This window comes from Parasedimentitalea marina, assembly GCF_004006175.1.
In the GTDB taxonomy this organism is placed as follows: Bacteria; Pseudomonadota; Alphaproteobacteria; order Rhodobacterales; family Rhodobacteraceae; genus Parasedimentitalea; species Parasedimentitalea marina.
Genome location: NZ_CP033219.1, coordinates 2234198 through 2254209, shown reverse-complemented (window position 1 = coordinate 2254209; position 20012 = coordinate 2234198). Strand labels below are relative to the sequence as shown.

The 20012-nt window shown below is 52.8% G+C and carries 17 protein-coding genes; 9 read left to right on the top strand and 8 right to left on the bottom strand.

What is annotated here, in order from left to right:
• Positions 1 to 28 precede the first annotated feature (28 nt).
• Positions 29 to 1582, bottom strand: coding sequence for a trimethylamine methyltransferase family protein (locus EBB79_RS10920; RefSeq protein WP_127748923.1), 1554 nt, complete (start codon positions 1580 to 1582; stop codon positions 29 to 31).
• A 506-nt stretch (positions 1583 to 2088) separates the two neighbouring features.
• Positions 2089 to 2625, bottom strand: coding sequence for a single-stranded DNA-binding protein (gene ssb, locus EBB79_RS10915; RefSeq protein ID WP_127748922.1), 537 nt, complete (start codon positions 2623 to 2625; stop codon positions 2089 to 2091).
• Positions 2626 to 2868: 243 nt separating this feature from the next.
• Here ssb and EBB79_RS10910 point away from each other — a divergent pair, with 243 nt between their 5' ends.
• From EBB79_RS10910 to EBB79_RS10900, 3 genes are all read left to right on the top strand, one after another.
• Entirely contained in the window at positions 2869 to 3453 is a 585-nt protein-coding gene (locus tag EBB79_RS10910) for a lytic transglycosylase domain-containing protein (RefSeq protein ID WP_127748921.1), read from the top strand.
• 130 nt (positions 3454 to 3583) lie between these two features.
• Positions 3584 to 3958: a hypothetical protein gene (locus EBB79_RS10905; RefSeq protein ID WP_127748920.1), complete on the top strand. Its 375-nt coding sequence runs from the start codon at positions 3584 to 3586 to the stop codon at positions 3956 to 3958.
• Positions 3959 to 4217: 259 nt separating this feature from the next.
• Positions 4218 to 5663, top strand: a complete 1446-nt coding sequence (locus EBB79_RS10900) for a tetratricopeptide repeat-containing sulfotransferase family protein (RefSeq protein ID WP_127748919.1) — start codon at positions 4218 to 4220, stop codon at positions 5661 to 5663.
• A 29-nt stretch (positions 5664 to 5692) separates the two neighbouring features.
• Here EBB79_RS10900 and EBB79_RS10895 read toward each other — a convergent pair whose 3' ends face one another.
• The 6 genes from EBB79_RS10895 to miaA form a co-directional block, all read right to left on the bottom strand.
• Positions 5693 to 7780 (bottom strand): dipeptide ABC transporter ATP-binding protein, encoded by a 2088-nt coding sequence (locus tag EBB79_RS10895; RefSeq protein ID WP_127748918.1) that lies wholly within the window; start codon positions 7778 to 7780, stop codon positions 5693 to 5695.
• 94 nt (positions 7781 to 7874) lie between these two features.
• On the bottom strand, positions 7875 to 9089 hold the full coding sequence (locus EBB79_RS10890; RefSeq protein ID WP_127748917.1) for an ABC transporter permease: 1215 nt from the start codon (positions 9087 to 9089) through the stop codon (positions 7875 to 7877).
• A 13-nt stretch (positions 9090 to 9102) separates the two neighbouring features.
• Entirely contained in the window at positions 9103 to 10149 is a 1047-nt protein-coding gene (locus EBB79_RS10885) for an ABC transporter permease (protein ID WP_127748916.1), read from the bottom strand.
• A gap of 118 nt (positions 10150 to 10267) precedes the next feature.
• Positions 10268 to 11929 (bottom strand): ABC transporter substrate-binding protein, encoded by a 1662-nt coding sequence (locus EBB79_RS10880; protein WP_127748915.1) that lies wholly within the window; start codon positions 11927 to 11929, stop codon positions 10268 to 10270.
• A 281-nt stretch (positions 11930 to 12210) separates the two neighbouring features.
• Complete coding sequence (locus EBB79_RS10875; RefSeq protein WP_338045752.1) at positions 12211 to 12876, bottom strand: AraC family transcriptional regulator; 666 nt, start codon at positions 12874 to 12876, stop codon at positions 12211 to 12213.
• A gap of 230 nt (positions 12877 to 13106) precedes the next feature.
• A complete protein-coding gene (gene miaA / locus EBB79_RS10870) occupies positions 13107 to 13970 on the bottom strand; it encodes a tRNA (adenosine(37)-N6)-dimethylallyltransferase MiaA (RefSeq protein WP_127748913.1) in 864 nt (287 codons plus the stop codon).
• Between the two features lie 131 nt (positions 13971 to 14101).
• Here miaA and pyrH point away from each other — a divergent pair, with 131 nt between their 5' ends.
• The 6 genes from pyrH to rseP all read left to right on the top strand — a co-directional run bounded on the left by pyrH (position 14102) and on the right by rseP (position 19699).
• Positions 14102 to 14848, top strand: coding sequence for a UMP kinase (pyrH, locus tag EBB79_RS10865; protein WP_127748912.1), 747 nt, complete (start codon positions 14102 to 14104; stop codon positions 14846 to 14848).
• A gap of 205 nt (positions 14849 to 15053) precedes the next feature.
• Positions 15054 to 15617, top strand: coding sequence for a ribosome recycling factor (frr, locus tag EBB79_RS10860; RefSeq protein ID WP_127748911.1), 564 nt, complete (start codon positions 15054 to 15056; stop codon positions 15615 to 15617).
• A 9-nt stretch (positions 15618 to 15626) separates the two neighbouring features.
• Positions 15627 to 16385 (top strand): isoprenyl transferase, encoded by a 759-nt coding sequence (locus EBB79_RS10855; protein WP_127748910.1) that lies wholly within the window; start codon positions 15627 to 15629, stop codon positions 16383 to 16385.
• The gene (locus tag EBB79_RS10850) at positions 16382 to 17173 is read left to right on the top strand and encodes a phosphatidate cytidylyltransferase (protein WP_127748909.1); all 792 of its coding nucleotides are present in this window, start codon (positions 16382 to 16384) and stop codon (positions 17171 to 17173) included. Before EBB79_RS10855 ends, EBB79_RS10850 begins: the two co-directional genes overlap by 4 nt.
• Complete coding sequence (gene dxr, locus EBB79_RS10845) at positions 17173 to 18345, top strand: 1-deoxy-D-xylulose-5-phosphate reductoisomerase (protein WP_127748908.1); 1173 nt, start codon at positions 17173 to 17175, stop codon at positions 18343 to 18345. Before EBB79_RS10850 ends, dxr begins: the two co-directional genes overlap by 1 nt.
• Before the next feature lie 4 nt (positions 18346 to 18349).
• Complete coding sequence (gene rseP / locus EBB79_RS10840) at positions 18350 to 19699, top strand: RIP metalloprotease RseP (RefSeq protein WP_127748907.1); 1350 nt, start codon at positions 18350 to 18352, stop codon at positions 19697 to 19699.
• The last annotated feature ends 313 nt before the right edge of the window (positions 19700 to 20012 follow it).

Here is a 20012-nt window from a genome sequence, read left to right as displayed (position 1 = left end):
CAAACGGGGGGAGCGGAATTATTACACCTTAACTTGGCAGGTGGATATTGAACCTGCTGCGCAGGGCTTGATCGGTTTCAGGATCAAATCGGGCCGTGGACCGCGTATTTAGTATTTCTTCTTTGCGGGCAGTGGCCTTGAGCAACAGATCCGGCTTTTCCATTTCCGCCCATTCTTTCGGCGAGGTGCGGTCACCAAGGTTCGGATAGACGTAGTCGACTTGCATTCGGCCAAGTGTCTGGCTGGTCCCTAGGTAATGTCCCGGACCGCCAATACAGGTGTCGTGGATCTGATCTAAGGCCATTGTTTCGTCGTTCACTTCGATACCGCGTACGCAGCGTAGCGCCTGTCCAATCAAGTCGTCACTGAGGATCAGCGATTCATGGCAAAAGCCTAGCAGCGAGGCATGCATACCTGCCGATTCATAGACCATATTGAGCCCAGACAGACCTGCCATCACAGCCGAGCACATTTGCTCCCAACCGGCTTGCATGTCTGGCAGTTTGGAATCCGCGGCCCCTGCAGCGGCCCCTCCGGGGATGCCATAGAATTTGTGCATCTGGGAACAGCCTGCCGTCAGCAAGGCCTGTTCACCCGAACCCACCGACATAGAGCCCGTTCTGAGATCCAGACCAAATGGCCATGTCCCAAAGATTGCCGGAGCCCCTGGTTTGACGGCGTTGACATAGACCAGCCCGGCCAGACATTCGGCGCAGGCCTGAACAATGGCGCCAGCGATGGTCGACGGCGCCGTGGCCCCCGCCATACCCGCCGACAGCAGAAGTACGGGCATACCGCCAAGGATGCACTTCTCCATGACTTCGCAGCTTTCGGTGGCGAACTTCATTGGCGGCACAACAAAACAGTTGCTGTTTGACACAAAGGGGCGCTCGCGCCATTTGTCTTCGCCGCCGGCAATCATATGCAGCATTTCAATTGCGTCATCGACAAAATCAGGCTCGGTGAACGAAACGCCCACGTGTTTGGTGGTGCCAGAGGTGGTGGCGTAGATGGAATTCAAATCCATTTCGCGATTGTCGAGGATGTCGCGGCAGACCATTGGTCGCTGCAGAAAGTGGATATTATTCAACTTGTCTGCAATGCGTGCTGCGTCGTGAAGGTCCTGTACGGTTGAATCCCGGTACTCACGTCCATGGACATCAACCATACTGACGGCGGCGCCTGCGGTGCCATAGTGTACGCGGGTACCCGACAGTTCCAGATCGGACTTGCCGTCTCGACTGAACAATGTGACCGAACGGTTGGCCCGTGCGATGGTGTCTTCGACCAGGGCACGCGGGAACCGGATGCGGCCGTCATCGCCCAGGATGCAACCGACGCTGGTCAGATAGTCAATGCCGCTTTGTGGTGCATCTGCAAGACCGATGGTTTCCAGTGCAGTCAGAGCCGAGTTGTGGATACGTTCCATGTCTTGCTGCGAAAGCGGCTTGAGTGTGCCGCCTTCCATACCGGGGGTTACGGACCGAAGGTGATCGGCAACGGGCGCGGCACGCGCCGCGCGACGCGCAGCGCGACCTCCGCTGCGGGCGACGCGGGCGGTGGGAGTGGTTTGGTCGTTCATGGTAGAGCCTGTTAATTCAAGTGGATCTGAAGGGTTATCAAATCCAAATGGGTCGGCCTCGGGCTGCACGACCACGGGCCGCACCAATTGTGCGGTAAATCAGGCTAACAAAGCACTGTTCCCTCTGCATGGTCTCTCCAATCTCTGTGAGACCAGAATGGCCGTGTCGCAATCGGAAACTGTTCTATTTGCGACCAAGATGAAAAATGCGACAGGAATTTCACGAAAAATTGGGCGGAACATATGTGGAGGTCAACAATAGTTGGGAAAATCGAGGCAAGTATTGCCGTTTCCAACGTGCTGTCGTTATCGGGCCAGTTCCCTATTGGGCTGTATCAGGTTTCTGGAATTCTGTCAGAATACTGCAGTCTTGATATCAGTTCGTTCGCGCCGGTAGCACGCAACATAATTGTTTCGACCTCAAAGAAGCAAATCCTTGAGGTCGTCATTGTCAGTCTTCAGAAAATTAGTTTTCTGAGAATATGCGCTTCTACAGACTGTTCGATTTAGAACGGAATCTCGTCGTCATCAATGTTGTGGGACGGGCCGCTTTGTTGGCCGCCACCGCCAAAGTTTCCGCCGCCACCACCGCCGCCCTGCGAGCCGCTGTCGTATCCACCGCCGCCACCGTAGTTGCCGCCACCGCCACCGCCGAAATTGCCACCGCCGCCACCTTGGTCACCACCTTCACCGCGTCCATCCAGCATTGTCAGCGTAGACCCAAAGCCCTGCAGTACAACTTCGGTGGAATAGCGGTCATTGCCGGACTGGTCCTGCCACTTGCGTGTTTGCAATGCACCTTCGATGTAAACTTTTGATCCCTTGCGTAGATATTGCTCGGCGACCCGAACCAGACCCTCGCTAAAAATGGCAACCGAGTGCCATTCGGTCTTTTCACGGCGTTCGCCAGTGCTGCGATCTTTCCAGTTTTCCGATGTGGCAATGCGCAGGTTACATACCTTGCCGCCGTTCTGAAAGCTGCGCACCTCGGGGTCGCGGCCCAAGTTGCCGATGAGAATGACTTTGTTGACTGAGCCGGCCATGGGGCGTGTCCTTATAGCTGTCTTTATTGTGGTGACGCGAATCTGACTGCGCCTATTAGTAGGCCACAGTACAGCCCGAGCGCGGTTGATAAAAGCAGGCATCTGTGGATGAAACTGATGATTGTGAAGTAGGATCCGGTTACCGTGGAGATGACACTGGCAAGGTTCTGCCGGGGTGCTTTCTTTTTGAACTAAAACCTATATATTGCGCCGAGGTTAGAGGTCAGGGCAGGGTTATCGAATATGCGCAAGCTGGCAATTGGCATGATTGTTGCAGGTCTTTCGGCTGGTCCGGTAGCCGCGGCGGATATTTTTGGAACCAAAAGTCAGCGGAGCTTGTTTGCCTCGCATACCCGTGTTTTGGATGGCCGCGCGGCGGGTCAGTACAATAACTCGGTACGGTTAAAACCACCAAGCATACATACACCGAGTAAGTGGGGCCACTTACCCTATAGCGGGAAGTATCGTGGCGAATACATTGATATGGCGCGTGCTGCCGCAAGGCAGCACGGTGTTCCCGAAGATCTTTTCCTGCGGTTGGTCCAGCAAGAAAGCAATTGGAACCCAAATGCCAAGTCCCACAAGGGCGCATTGGGGTTGGCCCAGCTGATGCCAGCCACGGCACGGGCTTTGGGTGTTGATCCCCAAAAACCACAGCAAAATCTGGAGGGTGGCGCACGGTATTTGGCAAAACAATACCGCAAATTCGGAACATGGAAGCTGGCGTTGGCGGCGTATAACGCAGGGCCACAAGCCGTTGAAAAGCATGGCGGCATCCCGCCGTATCGAGAGACTCAAAATTACGTGAAAAAAATCTGGGGGAGCTGAATTACAGCTCTTTTCCCCGGAGATGTTAACCTTGCCTTAAGGCCGCCTTAATGTCTCGTTAACACCGCGCTCAGCGCATTAATTTGCCTTAATTATAGTTAAAATTGATTTAAGTTTTGGAGGAATTGCCGTGATTGTCAAAAGTTTTGATGAACGTCTTGATCGTATGCAGTGGCAACCTACTGCGGTACCAACCCGTGAAATCGTTGACGGTCTTTTGGGAGAGCAACCCTCTGTTGACCTGCGCGGTATCAGTGTGACCTTGCTTGGTGCAATACTGGGTATTCTGATTGGCGTTGGCCTGAAGGGCATGGTGATGCCAGGCACACTGTGGGGGCCAGGTAGTGGTCTAATGGGCGTTATAGTCGGCACAATGAGTATGGCTGGACTTGTATTGTCGATACCGCTGGCAGTATTTGGTGCTGTTTTGCATCAGCGCAAGCCCTGGCTGTTGCCTCTATCAGCGATGAACCTTCTGATGATTGTCGTCATTTTGTTGAGCTGATCCAGAGAGGGGCTGTTGGCCCAATCCCTGAACTTTACAAACGTGGATGACGTTGAAATTTTTGCGCGAAAAAGCACTTTCAGAGTCTCTGCTCAGCTAGCGATATTGTCGTTCTTGAGGGAAAAGAGCTGATAATGCAGGAATATTTGCATATATGGTGCTATTTTCGGGCATTGCGTTAAGAGTTTGGGCGGTCAGTTTACTTTGCATTCATTTTAAATTGGTAACGTGAAGGGACAAATAATCCCTGTGAGAACACATGCCAAATTCCGCTCAACTTGAAAATAGCAGCCAAGGTGTGGCATCTCATTCCACTCAACATGTTCTAACAACGGCTGATTTTCTTGTAAGGAAAGGCCACTATAGAATGGCCTTGGCTGGATTACTTCCTCTCTTACAGGGTGGAAGCCTTGATGCCGGAGTGCTGGACCGGACAGCCAGTTGTTATTTTCAGCTGGGTGATACTCAGACGGCAATTTCACTGGTCGAAACACTCATCGAAATCAGGCCGGATTTAACGGCAGTGTGGGGTAAACTGGCTGCCATGAAACACTCGACGGGTGACAAAAAAGGTGCAATTGAAGGGTATCACAAGGTCTTAAAGGTCTCTCCTAATTCTGCTCTTGCATTGTCTGCACTGAATCGTGTCGCGCCTTTCAAACGCAATAGCGCCAAAGCCGCGCGGTTGCGGACAATATCAAAGTCGAAAAACCTGTCCAGCGATGAACGATCTGCGGTGTTTAGTGCGCTTGGACAGATCGAGCATTCCTCAAATCGTCCAGGCGCCGCGTTCCGGTTCTTTGCCAAGGCAAAAGCAATCAAAGAAGGAGATTATGCGCCTGATGCGATGGATCAACTGGTTGATGGTCAGATCCAGAAATTTCAGCACAGCAGCACGCCTGAAAGCCAAACTGATGGCCCGCGTGTTGTTTTCGTTGTCGGTATGCCTAGATCCGGTACCACATTGGTAGAGAATATTTTGGCCCGGCATTCGTCGGTGGGGACTATCGGCGAAAGTCCGGCGTTATCCAAAACGCTTCAGGTCGTCCGCAAGCATGTAGAAGACACACACCGTGGTGCAGATGTCTGGGACTGGTTTGGGCAACTGTCAGAGCAGGAAATTTTTATGTTCCGGCGCTGCTATTACGAGTTCGTTTCGCAAGGTCAAAATGTAACCCATGATGTCATCGTTGACAAAATGCCGCATAATTCGCTGAACCTTGGTCTGGCACATATACTGCTACCGGATGCAAAGTTTGTCTTTATGTCACGACATCCGTTGGATGTGGGCCTGTCGAATTTTTCAACAAACTTTCATACCGGAAACGAGTTTACATGCCGACTGGATTGGATCGGCCGAATGACTTGCTCAATTTATAGGTCGATTGAGGACTACAAAAATAAGTTGCCTGATCAGCTTCGTATTCAGTCCTATCAAGAGCTGGTAACCGCGCCTGAACCTCAGATCAGAGCATTGCTAAAGCACACTAACCTTGCCTGGCAAGACGAATGCCTAGCGCCCCAGGATGTAGTTGGCGCAATCCGAACCGCATCGGTAGAGCAGGTGCGTGAGAAAATAAACACCAAGGCTTTGGGGAAATGGGAACCCTATCAGGAGCACCTTCAACCGTTGGTCGATGCACTGGGCGGCCCCGAATGGATTCGAAACTGGCAGACTATGGATGAAATGTCTGCCAGTTGTTGATTTGAGTGCACTGGTTTTTTTGTAGGTCGTTATTCAGCGGCAATTTTGATTACGGGTTCCATCTTGCTAAGAACATCATCAGACAGATGGCACTTAATCTGGTGACCGGAAGTCAACTGTTTAACGGGTGGCACCTCGCGATCACACAGGCCGTCAGGGACTTCACCCTTCCATCGACAACGGGTTTGGAAAGGGCATCCAGATGGCGGGTTCATAGCCGATGGAATGTCCCCTTCCAGCACAATATGTTGTTTTTCGATTGAAGTGTCGGCAATGGGGACGGCTGACAACAACGCTTCGGTATAGGGATGATAGGGTGGAGAGAAGACTTGGTCGGTATCGCCAATTTCGACGACATGGCCGAGATACATGACCATGACCCTGTCCGACAGGTAGCGTACAATTGACAAATCATGGCTGATGAACAGCAGCGTGGTCTTTTCGTTACGCTGTATTTCCATCAACAAGTCGGTCACTGCAGCCTGGACCGATACATCCAGCGCCGACACCGGTTCATCCGCCACTACAATACGCGCCCCGCCTGCAAAGGCACGGGCGATCCCAACACGCTGCTTCTGCCCCCCAGACAGTTGCCGTGGCATCCGATCAGCAAAGGCCCGCGGTAGCTTTACGAGATCCAGCAACTCCAGCATCCGCTGTTTGCGATCTGCCTCAGTTTTACCAACCTTAAAGATTTCCAACGCTCTGATGATTTGTCGTCCCACCGTCATAGATGGATTTAAAGTGTCAAACGGGTTTTGGAACACCATCTGGATATCCGCCACGGTTCCTGTATTGCGCTGCTCAATGGGGACTTGTTCGATATTGTTGCCATCCAGCAGGATCTCTCCTTCTGTGGCGGTCTCCAAACCCATCAGAACCTTGGCAAAGGTCGATTTGCCGCAGCCTGACTCACCGACAATGGCCAGCGTTTCGGATTCGCGGGCTTCGAAACTCAGTGTCTCATTGGCCTTGACTACCTTTGGATCTCCGCCACCGAATAAGGCATTGGCTGCGACTTCATAGTATTTCTTCAGGTTATCAACCTTCAGAACCACATCCCCAATCTTGGCTTTTGCTTTCTTTTCAGACATGGCAATCGGTGCATTCCAGTCGATCTCGTTGAATTTCAGGCACCGGCTTTGATGCCGGTCATTGCCGGGCACCGATTCCATCAGAACATCGGTCGCATCACAGCGGCCTTCCTCAAAATAGTCGCAGCGTGGGCCAAAATTGCAGCCCGGCGGTCTTTCATGCGGCAATGGAAAATTGCCAGGTATGGCCACTAAGGGACGCGCATTTTTATCCGCACCAGGCAATGGAATAGACCGGAACAGCGCCTGTGTATAAGGGTGCTGCATGTCGTCGAACACTTCTTCAATAGAGCCGCGTTCGACCGCTTCGCCAGAGTACATCACACAGAGCCGGTCACAGGTCTCCAGGATTAATCCCAGATTGTGGCTGATAAACAGCATTGAGGTGCCGTATTTTTTACCCAGATCCCGAACCAGTTCGACCACAGCGGCTTCGACGGTTACGTCCAGCGCAGTGGTTGGTTCGTCCAGAATAAGCAGTGCAGGTTTTGACATCAGCGCCATGGCAATAACAATGCGCTGTTGCTGGCCGCCAGACAGCTGGTGAGGGAATGAATTGAGCATTCGTTCCGGGTCCGGCAGACGCACATCCGTCACCACTTCCAGCGCGCGGGCATAGGCTTCTTCCTGGCTTATGCTTTCATGGATCATCGGCACTTCCATCAGCTGCTTGCCGATCTTCATCGCCGGGTTCAGCGAGGCCATGGGTTCCTGATAAATCATCGCAATTTCATTACCCCGAACGTCGCGCAGTTCTTCGGGGCTCATTTCAGCTAAATCGCGGCCTTTGAATTTGATGCTGCCGCCGACCACTCGACCATTTTTGCCCAGATCCTGCATCACACCAAGGGCGACGGTGGACTTGCCACAGCCACTTTCACCGACCAGCCCAACGGCTTCTCCAGGCATCACAGAAACTGAAAAGTCCATAACGGCCGGAATTTCCCGCAGTCGTGTGAAAAACGAGATCGATAGCTTGTCAATCTCCAGGATTGGCCCATCATATTCTGCCATCTTGCTCATCTGTTATCTCCCTGCTGATGTCAAAGACACTGGGTCTCTTCATCTGGCTAAAAATATCCCGGGGGTCTGGGGGCAGCGCCCCCAGCCAGTTTCTTTAGTCCTTAAGACTCTCTTCGCGCAGACCATCGGCCAACAGGTTCAAGCCCAATACCAGGCTCAAAAGTGCAAGGGCCGGTGGTAAGGCAGGGTGCAAGTAGATCGACAATAGTTTGCGGCCATCGTTGATCGTGCTGCCCCAGTCTGGGCTTTCCGGTGCCAGGCCCAGACCAAAGAAGCCCAGGGTTCCCAGCAGGATGATCGTATAGCCAATGCGCAGGCAAAAATCGACGATCAGAGGTCCGCGTGCGTTGGGTAAGATTTCCCACAACATGATGTACCAAGTTCCCTCACCGCGGGTCTGAGCCGCTGCAACATAGTCACGGGTTTTGATATCCATGGTGAGGCCTCGCACAATACGAAACACTGTGGGCGAGTTTACAAAAACAACCGACACAAACACCACCAGAAGGCCAGGATCGATGTCAAAGAAATCGAGCACCCGCGGCAGTCCAATGATTTTGTAATCGGGCGTGTTGATCAGATAGCCACCGTTGGACACCAGTTGCAGATACATCCAGGTTGCCAATCCCAAAACACCAATCAGCAAGGGGGTCCGCAGTGTCGGGCGTGTATGATAGCGCGAGTTCAGCAAGACCGCCAGAAAGATGATCGGGAAGACGAACAGCACGATGGCCATATAGTTCGGAACGCCGGTGGCAACGATCTCCGGTGTCACCAACAGATAGAACAACAAGATCACCGGGAATGCCAAGATCAGATTGGCCAGGAACGACAAGGCGATATCCAGTTTGCCGCCGAAGTATCCGGCCGGCAGCCCCAGGGTAATGCCAACCATAAAAGAAAAAATGGCTGCCAGTGGCGCGATTTTAATGACTTCCCAAGATCCCTTGATCAACCGGCTGAACACATCACGAGCCAGATTGTCGCCTCCAAGAAGGTACCACGCATAGTCGCCCTCTTCGACACCGCGTATTGCGGTTCCGGGGACTTTGTTTTTCATGCCAGATATCTGTGCCAGGGGGTCATGGGTCACAATCATGTCCATGGCGCCGTAGATGCCGGTGAATGTCCAGAACATCACCAAGCCAAAACCGATCATGCCAATCGGGCTGTCAAACAGTTTGCCATATAGGCCCAACCGCCGCTTAAAGGCGATCGACAATGCATATAACAAAAACAGTGAGATCCATACAGGTGACAGTTGCACCAGAATTCGGGTTATTATCTCAAACGTGCTGAGAGGGTCCATTGCTCTTCCTCCCTTAAGAAATTCGAATGCGTGGGTTGAGATAAACGTAGCCAATATCTGATATCAGCTGGGTCACGAGAACCACCACGACTGAAACCACTGATATAGCCAGTAACAATTCTATGTCGTTGTTCCCGGCGGCCTGCACCAATGCCCAGCCGAAGCCTTTGTAATTGAACAAAGTTTCCACAATAACCACACCATTCAGCAGCCATGGGAACTGCAGCATGATCACTGTAAAGGGGGCGATGAGCGCATTTCGCAGGGCATGTTTGACAACCACGTTATAGAAACTAACCCCTTTAAGGCGCGCAGTACGGATATACTGGGCCGTCATCACTTCGGTCATCGAGGCGCGGGTCATGCGGGAAATATAGCCCATCCCGTACAGCGAGATTGTCAGAACCGGCAGGAAAAAATTCTCAAAATTGGCGTTGTCCATCGCCGAGGTTGCGGTGCCCTTGAACCATTTCAACCCAACTGCTGAAGAGGCGAAGATTGCGATAAAGATAACCCCGGATACGTATTCAGGTGTCGCAGTTGTTATGATTGAAAATGTCGAGAGGGTCCGGTCCATTTTGGAACCTTCTCGCATGCCAGACAGAACGCCGATGAACAAAGCAAGTGGGATCATAAGTAGCATGACCCAAAACATGAGTTTGCCTGTCAGCGCCAGTTTCCCGAGAACCTTGCCAGCGACATCGGCCTCGAAGAAAATAGAATAGCCCCAGTCTCCCTGCAGCAATCCACACCGGGCCGGTGCGTCTGATGGCTCTTGTCCCTGTGCGATGCACCGGCCTGTGACTTTGCCCGCGTCATCTGTGTAGGTCCAGCCTCTGGCCAGTCCAAGCCACTCAGCGTAGCGGGTCATCATTGGCTGTGCATAGCCATTTTTGTCCAACCAGCTTTCAACTTCTGTCTCGGTCATCCGAGCGTTACCCTGAAATTTGGCTATCTTTTCAAGATTGGGCTGAAGATTGGTCAGGAAAAAAACAATTAGGGTCAGCGACAGTGCGGTCAAAACCATCACTCCAAATCGCTGTAGAATAAACCGTCCCATCGCGGAGTGTCCTTCTGGTGCTCGAAGACTGTGTTATCCACAGCTTGCTTGTTGCCGGCAGACGAAAGGGCGGGCCACCGGTTTTGGTGGCCCGTCTCACGATCAAAATAGTGTCAAATCAGGCATCCCAGCCGATGTTTTGATATCTAATTTCGAACTGTGCGTGCATGTCAGCATTAACCAGACCTGGGCGCGAGTGGTTGTACACCGAACGCCAATACGGCTGAATGATCACGCCTTCATTTTGCATGATTTCCTCAAGACGCTTCATCAGAACACGGCGCTGGTCCGCGTCTGCGATTGAGCTGGCCTCGACCAGGGTGCTGTCAAACTCTTCGTTGGCAAATCCGGTTTCATTCCATGGAACACCGGTTTTGTAGGCCAGTGCAAGTACCTGAACACCAAATGGACGTTGGTTCCATGTAGTTGAAGAAAACGGATACTTAGCCCAGTCGTTCCAGAATGTTGACCCCGGCAAAATTTTGCGGGTGACCTTGAAGCCAGCATCGCGCAGCTGCGCGGCGACCGCGTCGGTTGTGTCTTTTTCAAAACCGTCATCCAGCGAAATGATCTCGTGATCGAAATCGGCCATACCGGCTTCTTTCATCAAGGCCATCGCGCCTGCAGGGTCCACTTTTTGTGCAGGAAGTTCGGCGTATTCTGGGTGGATGGGGCTGACGTGATGATTTTCCGCAGGCGAGCCACGACCGGCATAACCCAGCTCTAACACAACCGCGTTGTCTACCGCCATTGCCAATGCGCGTCGTACACGGACGTCGGCATAGGGCATTTTACCGTCAACTTCAGCGAGCTGGTTGGGACGAGTAATGATTGTGGCTGCAGTTGACGCCTCGGATTGGTTCATGCCCAAACCGGAGAGAATATCGATGAAATCACCAATCGATTCGTAAGTCATGTCGACTTCTTCAGATTCGACTGCTGACATGATCGTGGCCGGGTCTGTACCGTAATCGATGAACTCGATGCGGTCCAGATAGGCGCCGTTGCCTTCGTTCCACCATGTATGGTTCTCGTTGCGTACCATGACAGCCTTTTCGCCGACATTGTAGCTATCTGGCAAATACGGTCCTGTCCCGATTGGGTTGTCAATCGGATTGCCACTGTCCAGCGATGGGTGGGTGATGGCTGCAGGGTAATCTGCGATACCGGCCAGGATGGTAATGTCTGCGTATGGCAGATTTAGAACAACAGTATGTTCGTCGGCAGCAACGATACCACCTTCGATGGCAACCTTGGTGTCGGGGTCAACCAGTGGACCCATCCGAGTGGCCATCGAGTTGCCTTCGACATTGCCGTCGCACCAAAGATTAAAGTTGTGAACAACATCTGCAGAGGTGAACGGTTCACCGTTGTTCCATGTCACACCCTTGCGTAGGTGGATGGTGATGGTTTTGGCATCGTCGCTGGTTTCCCAGCTTTCTGCCAGAACGGGAGAGAAGGTACCATCGTTGTTGTAGTGAATTAGATGTTCCAGCCAACCACGGGTCATGTTGCCCATTTCAGACCACTGATAGAGACGCGGCTCTGTCAGACCATGGACTTCCATCTGGACGCGCAATGTGCCGCCCATTTTGGCTGAGCCTTCGGCTTTTGCTGGGGCAGCCAGACCGATCATCCCGTAGGCTGCGGCCGATGTTACACCCAGTGCAGTTGCGCGGGTCAGAAATTCACGACGATCTAGTTTGCCGTCGAATACTTCTTGTGCGTGCATTTTTGCGGCCCAATGAATGGGTTTTTCGCTATTGGTCTCATTAGACATGAAGACTCTCCCTGTCGCACCAATGGGATAAAAGCGCTGTAATCGGCATCTTCTTCAAATGCTAATCAGGCCAAATAAGGTGCGGTTTATCGTTTTTGTTTCCCCATGTTGAATATACGGCCTTACTTGAGCCCATAGGTCAATGCTCAGTTTGGACACTTTTGCGCATAATTGCGACGTTTTCCTGTCGTTTTTGACTTTACACGGGTTGGCTCTGGTCACATGTGTCTAGAACGCAAGAAAGTTGCGTGTGAAAATACCATAAATTCGACTAGAGAGAATCAGCTACGGGATTGTTTGCGCAAAGCCCGGGGTGTTTGGCCGGTGTGTTGGGTCATGAAACGGGTGAAATAAGCTGAACTGCTGAAATTCAGGCGCGTAGCAATGTCCTGTATCGGCAGGTCACTTTCAATCAACAGGCACCGCGCGGCGTAAAGTTGGCGTTCAGTCAAAAGACCGGCAGCCGTGGTTCCGGTTTCAGATTTGACCACTCGGGTCAGATGGGTTGCTGTAACACCCAAGGCAGTCGCGTGATCGGACATGCTGATGTTGTCGCCGAAATACTGAGAGATGCGGGCGCAATAGGCTTGAGTTAACCGCCGCGCCGCATTGCGTTTTGGTTGCGTGGCCTCGTCGCTGTGGATCTGGCGTCGCAAAAGGATTCCGATCAACTCTCCATGGGCCTGCATCGCGCGGTGCCATAGTGTTGCGCGTGCAGATTGTTCGCGTTGCATAACGTCTAACAAAGCCGTCAGGCTGGATTGCTCGCTCAGATTGTTAATTCGCAGATGTTGTGGACGATGGGGAAGGGCGATCGCATTTGATGCGGGCACCAATAGGGCCTGCCCTAAGCAGCCTCGTCCCATTTCAAGCGACATCAGTCCACCAGCAGGGACATATAACGCATTGTGTGGACCAAACCCTCGGCGTGCCCCATTCATAAGCATGCGACCTTGGCCTCGGGTAATCCAGATTAGAATATGCCTGTCACGGTCATGTGCCAGCTCTAGTTGCCATGGCCCAACGGGATGCAGCCCGGATAGAGGGACAACTTGGATTTCTTCGAGAGGGTTAGGGTCGTAGGGCATAATACCTGTTTTTAAAAACTTTGTTGCTGCAGGAGCTTGCACATGTGTCTTCGATTCGGACAAGGCTCTGCCGACAGTTGCGTCGCCTGTCACTCAGAAGGCGAGTAGGCCGTCCAATCCTGCATCTTCGAGCGAAACCAGGTCCGCTGCCGTTTGGCAAATTGCCGTGTTGCTACCGAGGCCTTCTCGCGGGCCTGCTCAAGTGTCAGGTCTCCGTTCAGGTGGCCCATCAACTCTGGCACGCCAATGGCGCGGCAAGATGGCAGATTCGGATCATAGCGGTCCTGCATGGCCCGGGCTTCGTCAAGCGCGCCCTGATCTATCATCTGGTCAAACCTACGACGGATGCGGGACTCGAGCCATTTTTTGTCAACGTCAAACACGAGGGCCGCACAGGATTCGACCGGTAGCAATGGCGGTGGCGTGTCATCTTGCCAGGCCGATAGTGGTTTACCTGTGGCTTGCTGAACTTCCCAGGCCCGTTGTACCCGTGCTCGGTTTTTCACGTCGATTCTGGCCTTGGTCTCAGAATCCAATACGGCCATCATGTCCTCTGTCGCAAGGTCATCAGCTGTAGTGCGAATCGCGGGTGGGGTTAATGGGATTTCCGCCATGCCAACGGTCAGTGCCGTGTAATACAGGCCAGTGCCACCAACAAGGATAGGACGATGGGGACCTGAGAGCAGGGGTTTGACCTCACGCAACCAATGTCCGGCGGAATAGGCGGCGTCATATGGAAGGTGACCATAAAGGGCATGCTCCGCTTTTTCCTCCTCGGCGATAGAGGGGCGAGCGGTGATCAGGTTCCAGCAATTATAGACCTGACTGGCATCCGCGTTGATAATCACCCCCCCTTGGTTCTGTGCGATCTCCAGTGCCAGTGCGGACTTACCTGAGGCGGTGGGGCCAGCGATCAGAACCGGTTGGTCCGGAGAGATTTGGGGCAAACGCATGTGTGTTGTCCTGGTCTGCGCAATAATACGACACAGTTTTGCAATCAAACTGTGCCAACTTGCATTGAACATGGCACCGATTTGCGCCATTTTGCCCGACAGCTTAACCCCGTCACATTCCGGAGCGCAATATGCCCCTTTCCACCGATCAGTCGAGCGGACCCTCCGCTTCAACCTATAAACGCGTTATGCTGAAAATTTCAGGCGAGGCGCTGATGGGAGATCAGGGATTCGGGTTACATCCACCGACGGTTCAGCGCATAGCGGAAGAAGTGAAATCGGTGCACGATATGGGCGTCGAGATCTGCATGGTGATTGGTGGTGGTAACATTTTCCGCGGGCTGTCCGGATCTGCTCAGGGAATGGAGCGCACAACCGCTGACTATATGGGTATGCTTGCAACAGTGATGAACGCACTAGCGATGCAGAGCGCACTCGAAGAACTTGGGGTGTTTACCCGGGTGATCTCGGCTATTCCGATGGATCAAGTCTGTGAACCATACATCCGTCGCCGCGCTGTGCGTCACCTTGAGAAAAAGCGGGTTTGCATCTTTGCGGCGGGAACCGGAAACCCCTATTTCACCACAGACACGGCAGCCACTCTGCGCGCCAATGAAATGTCCTGTGAGGCGATTTTTAAGGGCACCAAAGTTGATGGCGTCTACGATAAGGATCCCGCGAAATATGATGACGCAGTGCGTTATGACAATGTGTCTTATGATGATGTTCTGGTCAAACGCCTGGGTGTTATGGATGCCTCGGCGATTGCTTTGGCCCGCGACAATAACCTGCCAATCATAGTGTTCTCACTGGATGAGCCGGGCGGGTTCCGCGGTATTCTGGCGGGTAAGGGCACCTATACCCGGGTCGCAGGATAACAAAAGACAAGGATGGCGGGCTTGATTTTTTTAAATCTCAGGCCCGTTTTCTGTCACGTTGATCGTTGTGTCGTGTTAGAATTGGTGGATTGAAGCCCTCGTTTCAATAGATGAGGCCAAAATTCAGCATCAAGATTGCTATACAACGCGCTACCAATGGCTTATGAGCCTAGAAAACATAACCTGAAGACGGGGAATGAGCAGCATGTCTGACGATTTTATTCTCGATACCGATGATTTGCAGCGTCGCATGGACGGCGCTATGGCGAATTTGAAAACTGAATTTGCCAGTCTGCGAACCGGCCGTGCCTCTGGCTCGATGCTTGAGCCTATCATGGTTGACGCATATGGATCGCAAACTCCAATTAACCAGGTCGGCACTGTTAACGTACCTGAACCGCGCATGGTGACAATCAATGTTTGGGATAAGGGGCTGGTTGGTAAAGTCGAAAAAGCCATCCGCGAGAGTGGTCTGGGTATAAACCCGCAATTGAATGGCACCATTATCATGTTGCCAATTCCCGAGCTGAACGAAGAACGGCGCCGCGAACTGACTAAAGTGGCCGGTCAGTATGCCGAACACGGTCGCGTCTCAATCCGTAACATCCGTCGCGATGGTATGGATCAGATCAAAAAGGCCAAGTCTGATGGCATGTCTGAGGATGACCAGAAGTTTTGGGAAACCGAAGTGCAGGAATTGACCGACAAGATGATCAAAGTGGTCGATACCAGTCTTGAGACCAAGCAAGAAGAAATCATGCAAGTTTGACGTTCCAGCATGTCAAATATACCTGATATAGCATCCAAAGACGGCGGCGCTCTGTCAATGGGTGGGCCCGGCCCGCGTCACGTTGCCATTATAATGGATGGTAATGGACGTTGGGCGCAAGCCCGCGGAAGGCCGCGGCTGTTTGGTCACCATGCTGGGGCAAAGCGAATTCGGGAAGTTGTTGAAGCTTGTCCCAAGCTCGGCATTGAATATTTGACGATATTCGCCTTTTCTACTGAAAACTGGAAAAGAACACAGACTGAAGTCGCCGGTTTAATGAGCCTGTTTCGTCGCTACATCTCCAAGGAAATGACGGCTCTGGCAACAAAAAATGTTCGGGTGCGGTTCATCGGTGACCGTCTTAAACTTGATGAAAAATTGGTCAAGTTGATGGACAATCTTGAAGTCGAAACTGAAGGCAATGACGGAACACATTTGACTGTTGCGTTGAACTATGGCGGACGGGACGAAGTGGCCCGGGCGACAAAACGGTTGGCGCGGGACGTTGCTGAAGGACAGTTGAACCCGGAAGACGTCAATGAAGAAACGCTGCCGCGGTACCTGGACACGCATGTTTTGCCCGATCCCGATCTGGTAATCCGGACCAGCGGCGAGGCGCGGATATCCAATTTTCTTCTCTGGCAATCAGCTTACGCGGAATATGAGTTTATTGATACGTTGTGGCCGGATTTCACAGCGGCTGAGCTAGGTCGTCTTTGCAGGAAGTTTGGGCGTCGTGATCGCCGATTTGGTAAGGTGAAGACATGAGCGCTAAAGGTCGCTGGGCAGATCTGGCCCCAAGGTTAATCTCGGCCATCGTCATGCTGGCAGTGGGCATATTTTCCGTTTTCACTGGCGGCTTAGTGTTTGAGATTCTGATTGCACTATGTTGTGGCGGTCTAATCTGGGAATTGGTGCGAATGCTGGTGCCGGAGCAACGCAGTGTTGCTTTGCAACTGGGTGGGCTGGCCGGCGTTGCCACCCTGGCTGCAGCCTTGCTGCCGCCGGTCTGGACGTTGCCGTTGCTGATTGCGCCGGCCTTGGTGGGGGTGTCACAACTGTCACAGCGTCGGGTCTATTATTTTGGCTTCACTCTTTGGGCGCTGATTGCGGGCTTTGGGTTCATCTGGATGCGAAATGTACTGGGAATCCAATGGATGGTATGGCTGGTGAGTATTGTGGTTGTCACTGATGTGGCCGGATATTTTGCCGGAAAACTGATCGGCGGACCCAAGTTCTGGCCTCGCGTCAGCCCAAAGAAAACCTGGTCTGGTACGCTGGCTGGTTGGATTTCTGCGGCCGCACTTGGAATGTGGTTCGCTCATGAACTTGGGTTTGGGCCTGGGTTGATAGTACTTTCCGTTTTGGTGTCGATGGCCAGTCAAGCAGGCGACGTTGCTGAAAGCGCCCTAAAGCGTAAGATGGGGATTAAAGATTCCAGTGCGCTTATTCCTGGCCATGGAGGCCTGTTTGACCGCTTTGACGGAATGTTGGGAGCAGCGGCCATGGTGCTAATCTTTCTGACTTTTTGGGGCCTGCCTAGCGGGACACTGTAATGCGTAAAATTTCAATATTTGGCGCTACCGGGTCGATTGGTCAAAACACCATCGATCTGATTCGACGTGACCCGGACGCCTATGATGTCGTGGCCCTGACTGGGGGCGCAAACATCGCAAGATTGGCTGCGGATGCCATAGCGTTGAAGGCCGATATTGCTGTCACCGCCTATGAAAACCGGCTGGCTGATTTGCGCGCGGCTTTGACTGGAAGCGGCGTCAAGGCGGCGGCAGGTCAAAATGCCCTGATCGAGGCCGCAGCGCGACCCGCCGATTGGGTGATGTCTGCTATTGTTGGTGCGGCAGGTCTTGCCCCGGGGATGGAGGCGTTGAAGCAGGGTGCGACACTGGCTCTGGCCAACAAGGAATCGCTGGTCTGCGCCGGCGCCTTGTTGTTGGACACAGCGAAACGCCACGGTGCATGTATTTTGCCGGTGGACAGTGAACATTCCGCTGTGTTTCAGGGACTTGTCGGCGAGGATATTGATTCAGTTGAGCGGATCATCATAACCGCCTCTGGTGGGGCGTTCCGCGATTGGCCGCTGGACCGGTTGAACGAGGCGACACTGGCTCAGGCGTCCTCTCATCCCAATTGGGACATGGGGCAGCGGATCACTATCGATAGTGCGTCTATGTTCAATAAAGCGATGGAAGTAATTGAAACACATGAATACTTTGGCGTTTCACCTTCACAAATTGAAGTATTGGTTCACCCAGAATCTATGGTTCATGCTTTAGTTGGATTTCGCGATGGGGCGCTGATGGCGCATTTGGGTGCCCCGGATATGCGGCACGCGATTGGTTATGCACTGCATTGGCCAGAACGGCGTCACCTTCCGGTTGCTCGACTGGATTTGGCCAAAATTGGCCAGCTGAACTTTCAGACCCCGGATCCTGCGCGGTTCCCTGCATTGGGCCTAGCCTATCACGTCATGGCGCGAGGTGGCATGATGGGGGCGGTTTTCAACGCGGCCAAAGAGCGGGCGTTGGATCACTTCATCGCGAGCCGGATTGGATTTCTGGATATGGCGACCATAGTTGAGCAGGTGTTGGAAGATTTTGAGGGGAGTTCCAGCCTCATTGACGCCGCAATGACACTTGATAACGTGTCGAAGATTGACCAGTTGGCACGGCAACAGGCCGATGTAGCCATGACAAAACGAACAGGGTAATATTTTGGACGTAGCTTCTCTCATTCCGCAGTTTGGCGGCTTTCTGTATACGCTGATCAGTTTTGTCGTGGCGCTGTCGGTGATCGTGGCAGTACATGAATATGGCCACTACATTGTTGGTCGTTGGTCTGGCATTCATGCCGAGGTGTTCTCGCTTGGCTTTGGTCCGGTGCTCTGGAGCCGCGTTGACAAGCATGGCACCCGCTGGCAAGTCGCCTTGTTGCCATTTGGCGGTTTCGTAAAGTTTCTTGGAGACGCCAACGCCGCCTCGGGCAGGGATGAAGAGGCGATGGCAGACGCTGAGGATGATCCAACCTTGCTACGGCGTACGATGCATGGCGCACCGTTGTGGGCGCGGACTGCGACAGTCGCTGCTGGCCCAGTGTTTAACTTTATCCTCTCTATCTTGATCTTCGCCAGCGTATTTATGGTCCGTGGCGAACCCAGGTACCCGCTGACAGTTGGCGAATTGGTACCAATGCCGGGTTTGGTCAATGAGTTGCGAGAAGGTGACGAAGTTATTTCGATTGCGGGTGTCAATGTGCCCAAAATGTCTGACTTCGAAAAATGGGGCACGTTCCGTAGCCAAATTCCACCTGAGCAACCGTTAGATTATTTCGTTCTGCGGGATGGGGTGGAACTGGTGGTCGAGGGACCAAATTTTGCACCGGCTGTTGTCAGTGCGGTCATGCCACGCAGTGCCGCATCAAGTATCGGAGTGATGGCGGGTGACGTGATTACTGCAATTGACGGTGAGCCCGTTGCATCGTTTGCTCAGTTGAAAAGCGTTGTTGAGGCTGCAAACGGCACTGTGCTTTTGCTGGATATATGGAGAGATGGCCAATCTCTGGAACTGGCCTTGGCGCCACGTCGCGTTGACGAACCACAGGCGGACGGCAGTTTTGCCACGAAATGGCGGATTGGCATCGGCGGCGGCTTGGCCTTTAGCCCGGCGTCAGAGCCGACTGGACTAGTAGATGCACTGACGTCTGGTGCCTTGCAGGTTCGGATGGTCGTGGAGACATCATTGTCCGGGCTAAAACACATGATTCTGGGGAACATCAATTCCTGTAACTTGTCCGGCCCGTTAGGTATCGCCGAAACATCAGGGGCCATGGCCAGTCAGGGTGCACAAAGCTTTATCTGGTTTATTGCAGTGCTCTCTACCGCGGTTGGCTTGCTCAATCTATTTCCGATCCCGGCCCTCGATGGGGGACATTTGATGTTCTATGCTTATGAGGCCATTACAAAAAAGCAACCGAGCGACATGGCCATGCGAGTGTTAATGACATTTGGGATCGCAGCCATTCTGTCTCTAATGGTGTTTGCCCTGGGCAATGACATCTTCTGCTGATTTTAATCTTTGGATGGTCGCCGAAAAGGCGACCGTCCAAATCTGGCCACATTCCCCTGTTAATCTTTTGGAAAGGCGCACAGCATCGAACGACGTTCGGTCTGTGGTGCAACGAATTGATGACAAAAGGGGGTCTGGGCCATGCAGACATTACAATACTCATATCGTGGACTGGGCCTTTTGATGCGGTTGAATTGGGACCGCGCTATGTCGTCCTTTGTCATTTTTTTGGCTTTGATCGCAGGGGCCTGGATGGCTGTCACGGTGTTGGATCACCATAAGGATGTATGCAGCAACAAAATTCAGGCCTGCT

Coding starts and splice junctions, on each gene's coding strand:
- EBB79_RS10920 (WP_127748923.1), bottom strand. CDS start 1,582: ATGAACGACCAAACCACTCCCACCGCCCGCGTCGCCCGCAGCGGAGGT.
- ssb (WP_127748922.1), bottom strand. CDS start 2,625: ATGGCCGGCTCAGTCAACAAAGTCATTCTCATCGGCAACTTGGGCCGC.
- EBB79_RS10910 (WP_127748921.1), top strand. CDS start 2,869: ATGCGCAAGCTGGCAATTGGCATGATTGTTGCAGGTCTTTCGGCTGGT.
- EBB79_RS10900 (WP_127748919.1), top strand. CDS start 4,218: ATGCCAAATTCCGCTCAACTTGAAAATAGCAGCCAAGGTGTGGCATCT.
- EBB79_RS10895 (WP_127748918.1), bottom strand. CDS start 7,780: ATGAGCAAGATGGCAGAATATGATGGGCCAATCCTGGAGATTGACAAG.
- EBB79_RS10890 (WP_127748917.1), bottom strand. CDS start 9,089: ATGGACCCTCTCAGCACGTTTGAGATAATAACCCGAATTCTGGTGCAA.
- EBB79_RS10885 (WP_127748916.1), bottom strand. CDS start 10,149: ATGGGACGGTTTATTCTACAGCGATTTGGAGTGATGGTTTTGACCGCA.
- EBB79_RS10880 (WP_127748915.1), bottom strand. CDS start 11,929: ATGTCTAATGAGACCAATAGCGAAAAACCCATTCATTGGGCCGCAAAA.
- EBB79_RS10875 (WP_338045752.1), bottom strand. CDS start 12,876: ATGCTTATGAATGGGGCACGCCGAGGGTTTGGTCCACACAATGCGTTA.
- miaA (WP_127748913.1), bottom strand. CDS start 13,970: ATGCGTTTGCCCCAAATCTCTCCGGACCAACCGGTTCTGATCGCTGGC.
- pyrH (WP_127748912.1), top strand. CDS start 14,102: ATGCCCCTTTCCACCGATCAGTCGAGCGGACCCTCCGCTTCAACCTAT.
- frr (WP_127748911.1), top strand. CDS start 15,054: ATGTCTGACGATTTTATTCTCGATACCGATGATTTGCAGCGTCGCATG.
- EBB79_RS10855 (WP_127748910.1), top strand. CDS start 15,627: ATGTCAAATATACCTGATATAGCATCCAAAGACGGCGGCGCTCTGTCA.
- EBB79_RS10850 (WP_127748909.1), top strand. CDS start 16,382: ATGAGCGCTAAAGGTCGCTGGGCAGATCTGGCCCCAAGGTTAATCTCG.
- dxr (WP_127748908.1), top strand. CDS start 17,173: ATGCGTAAAATTTCAATATTTGGCGCTACCGGGTCGATTGGTCAAAAC.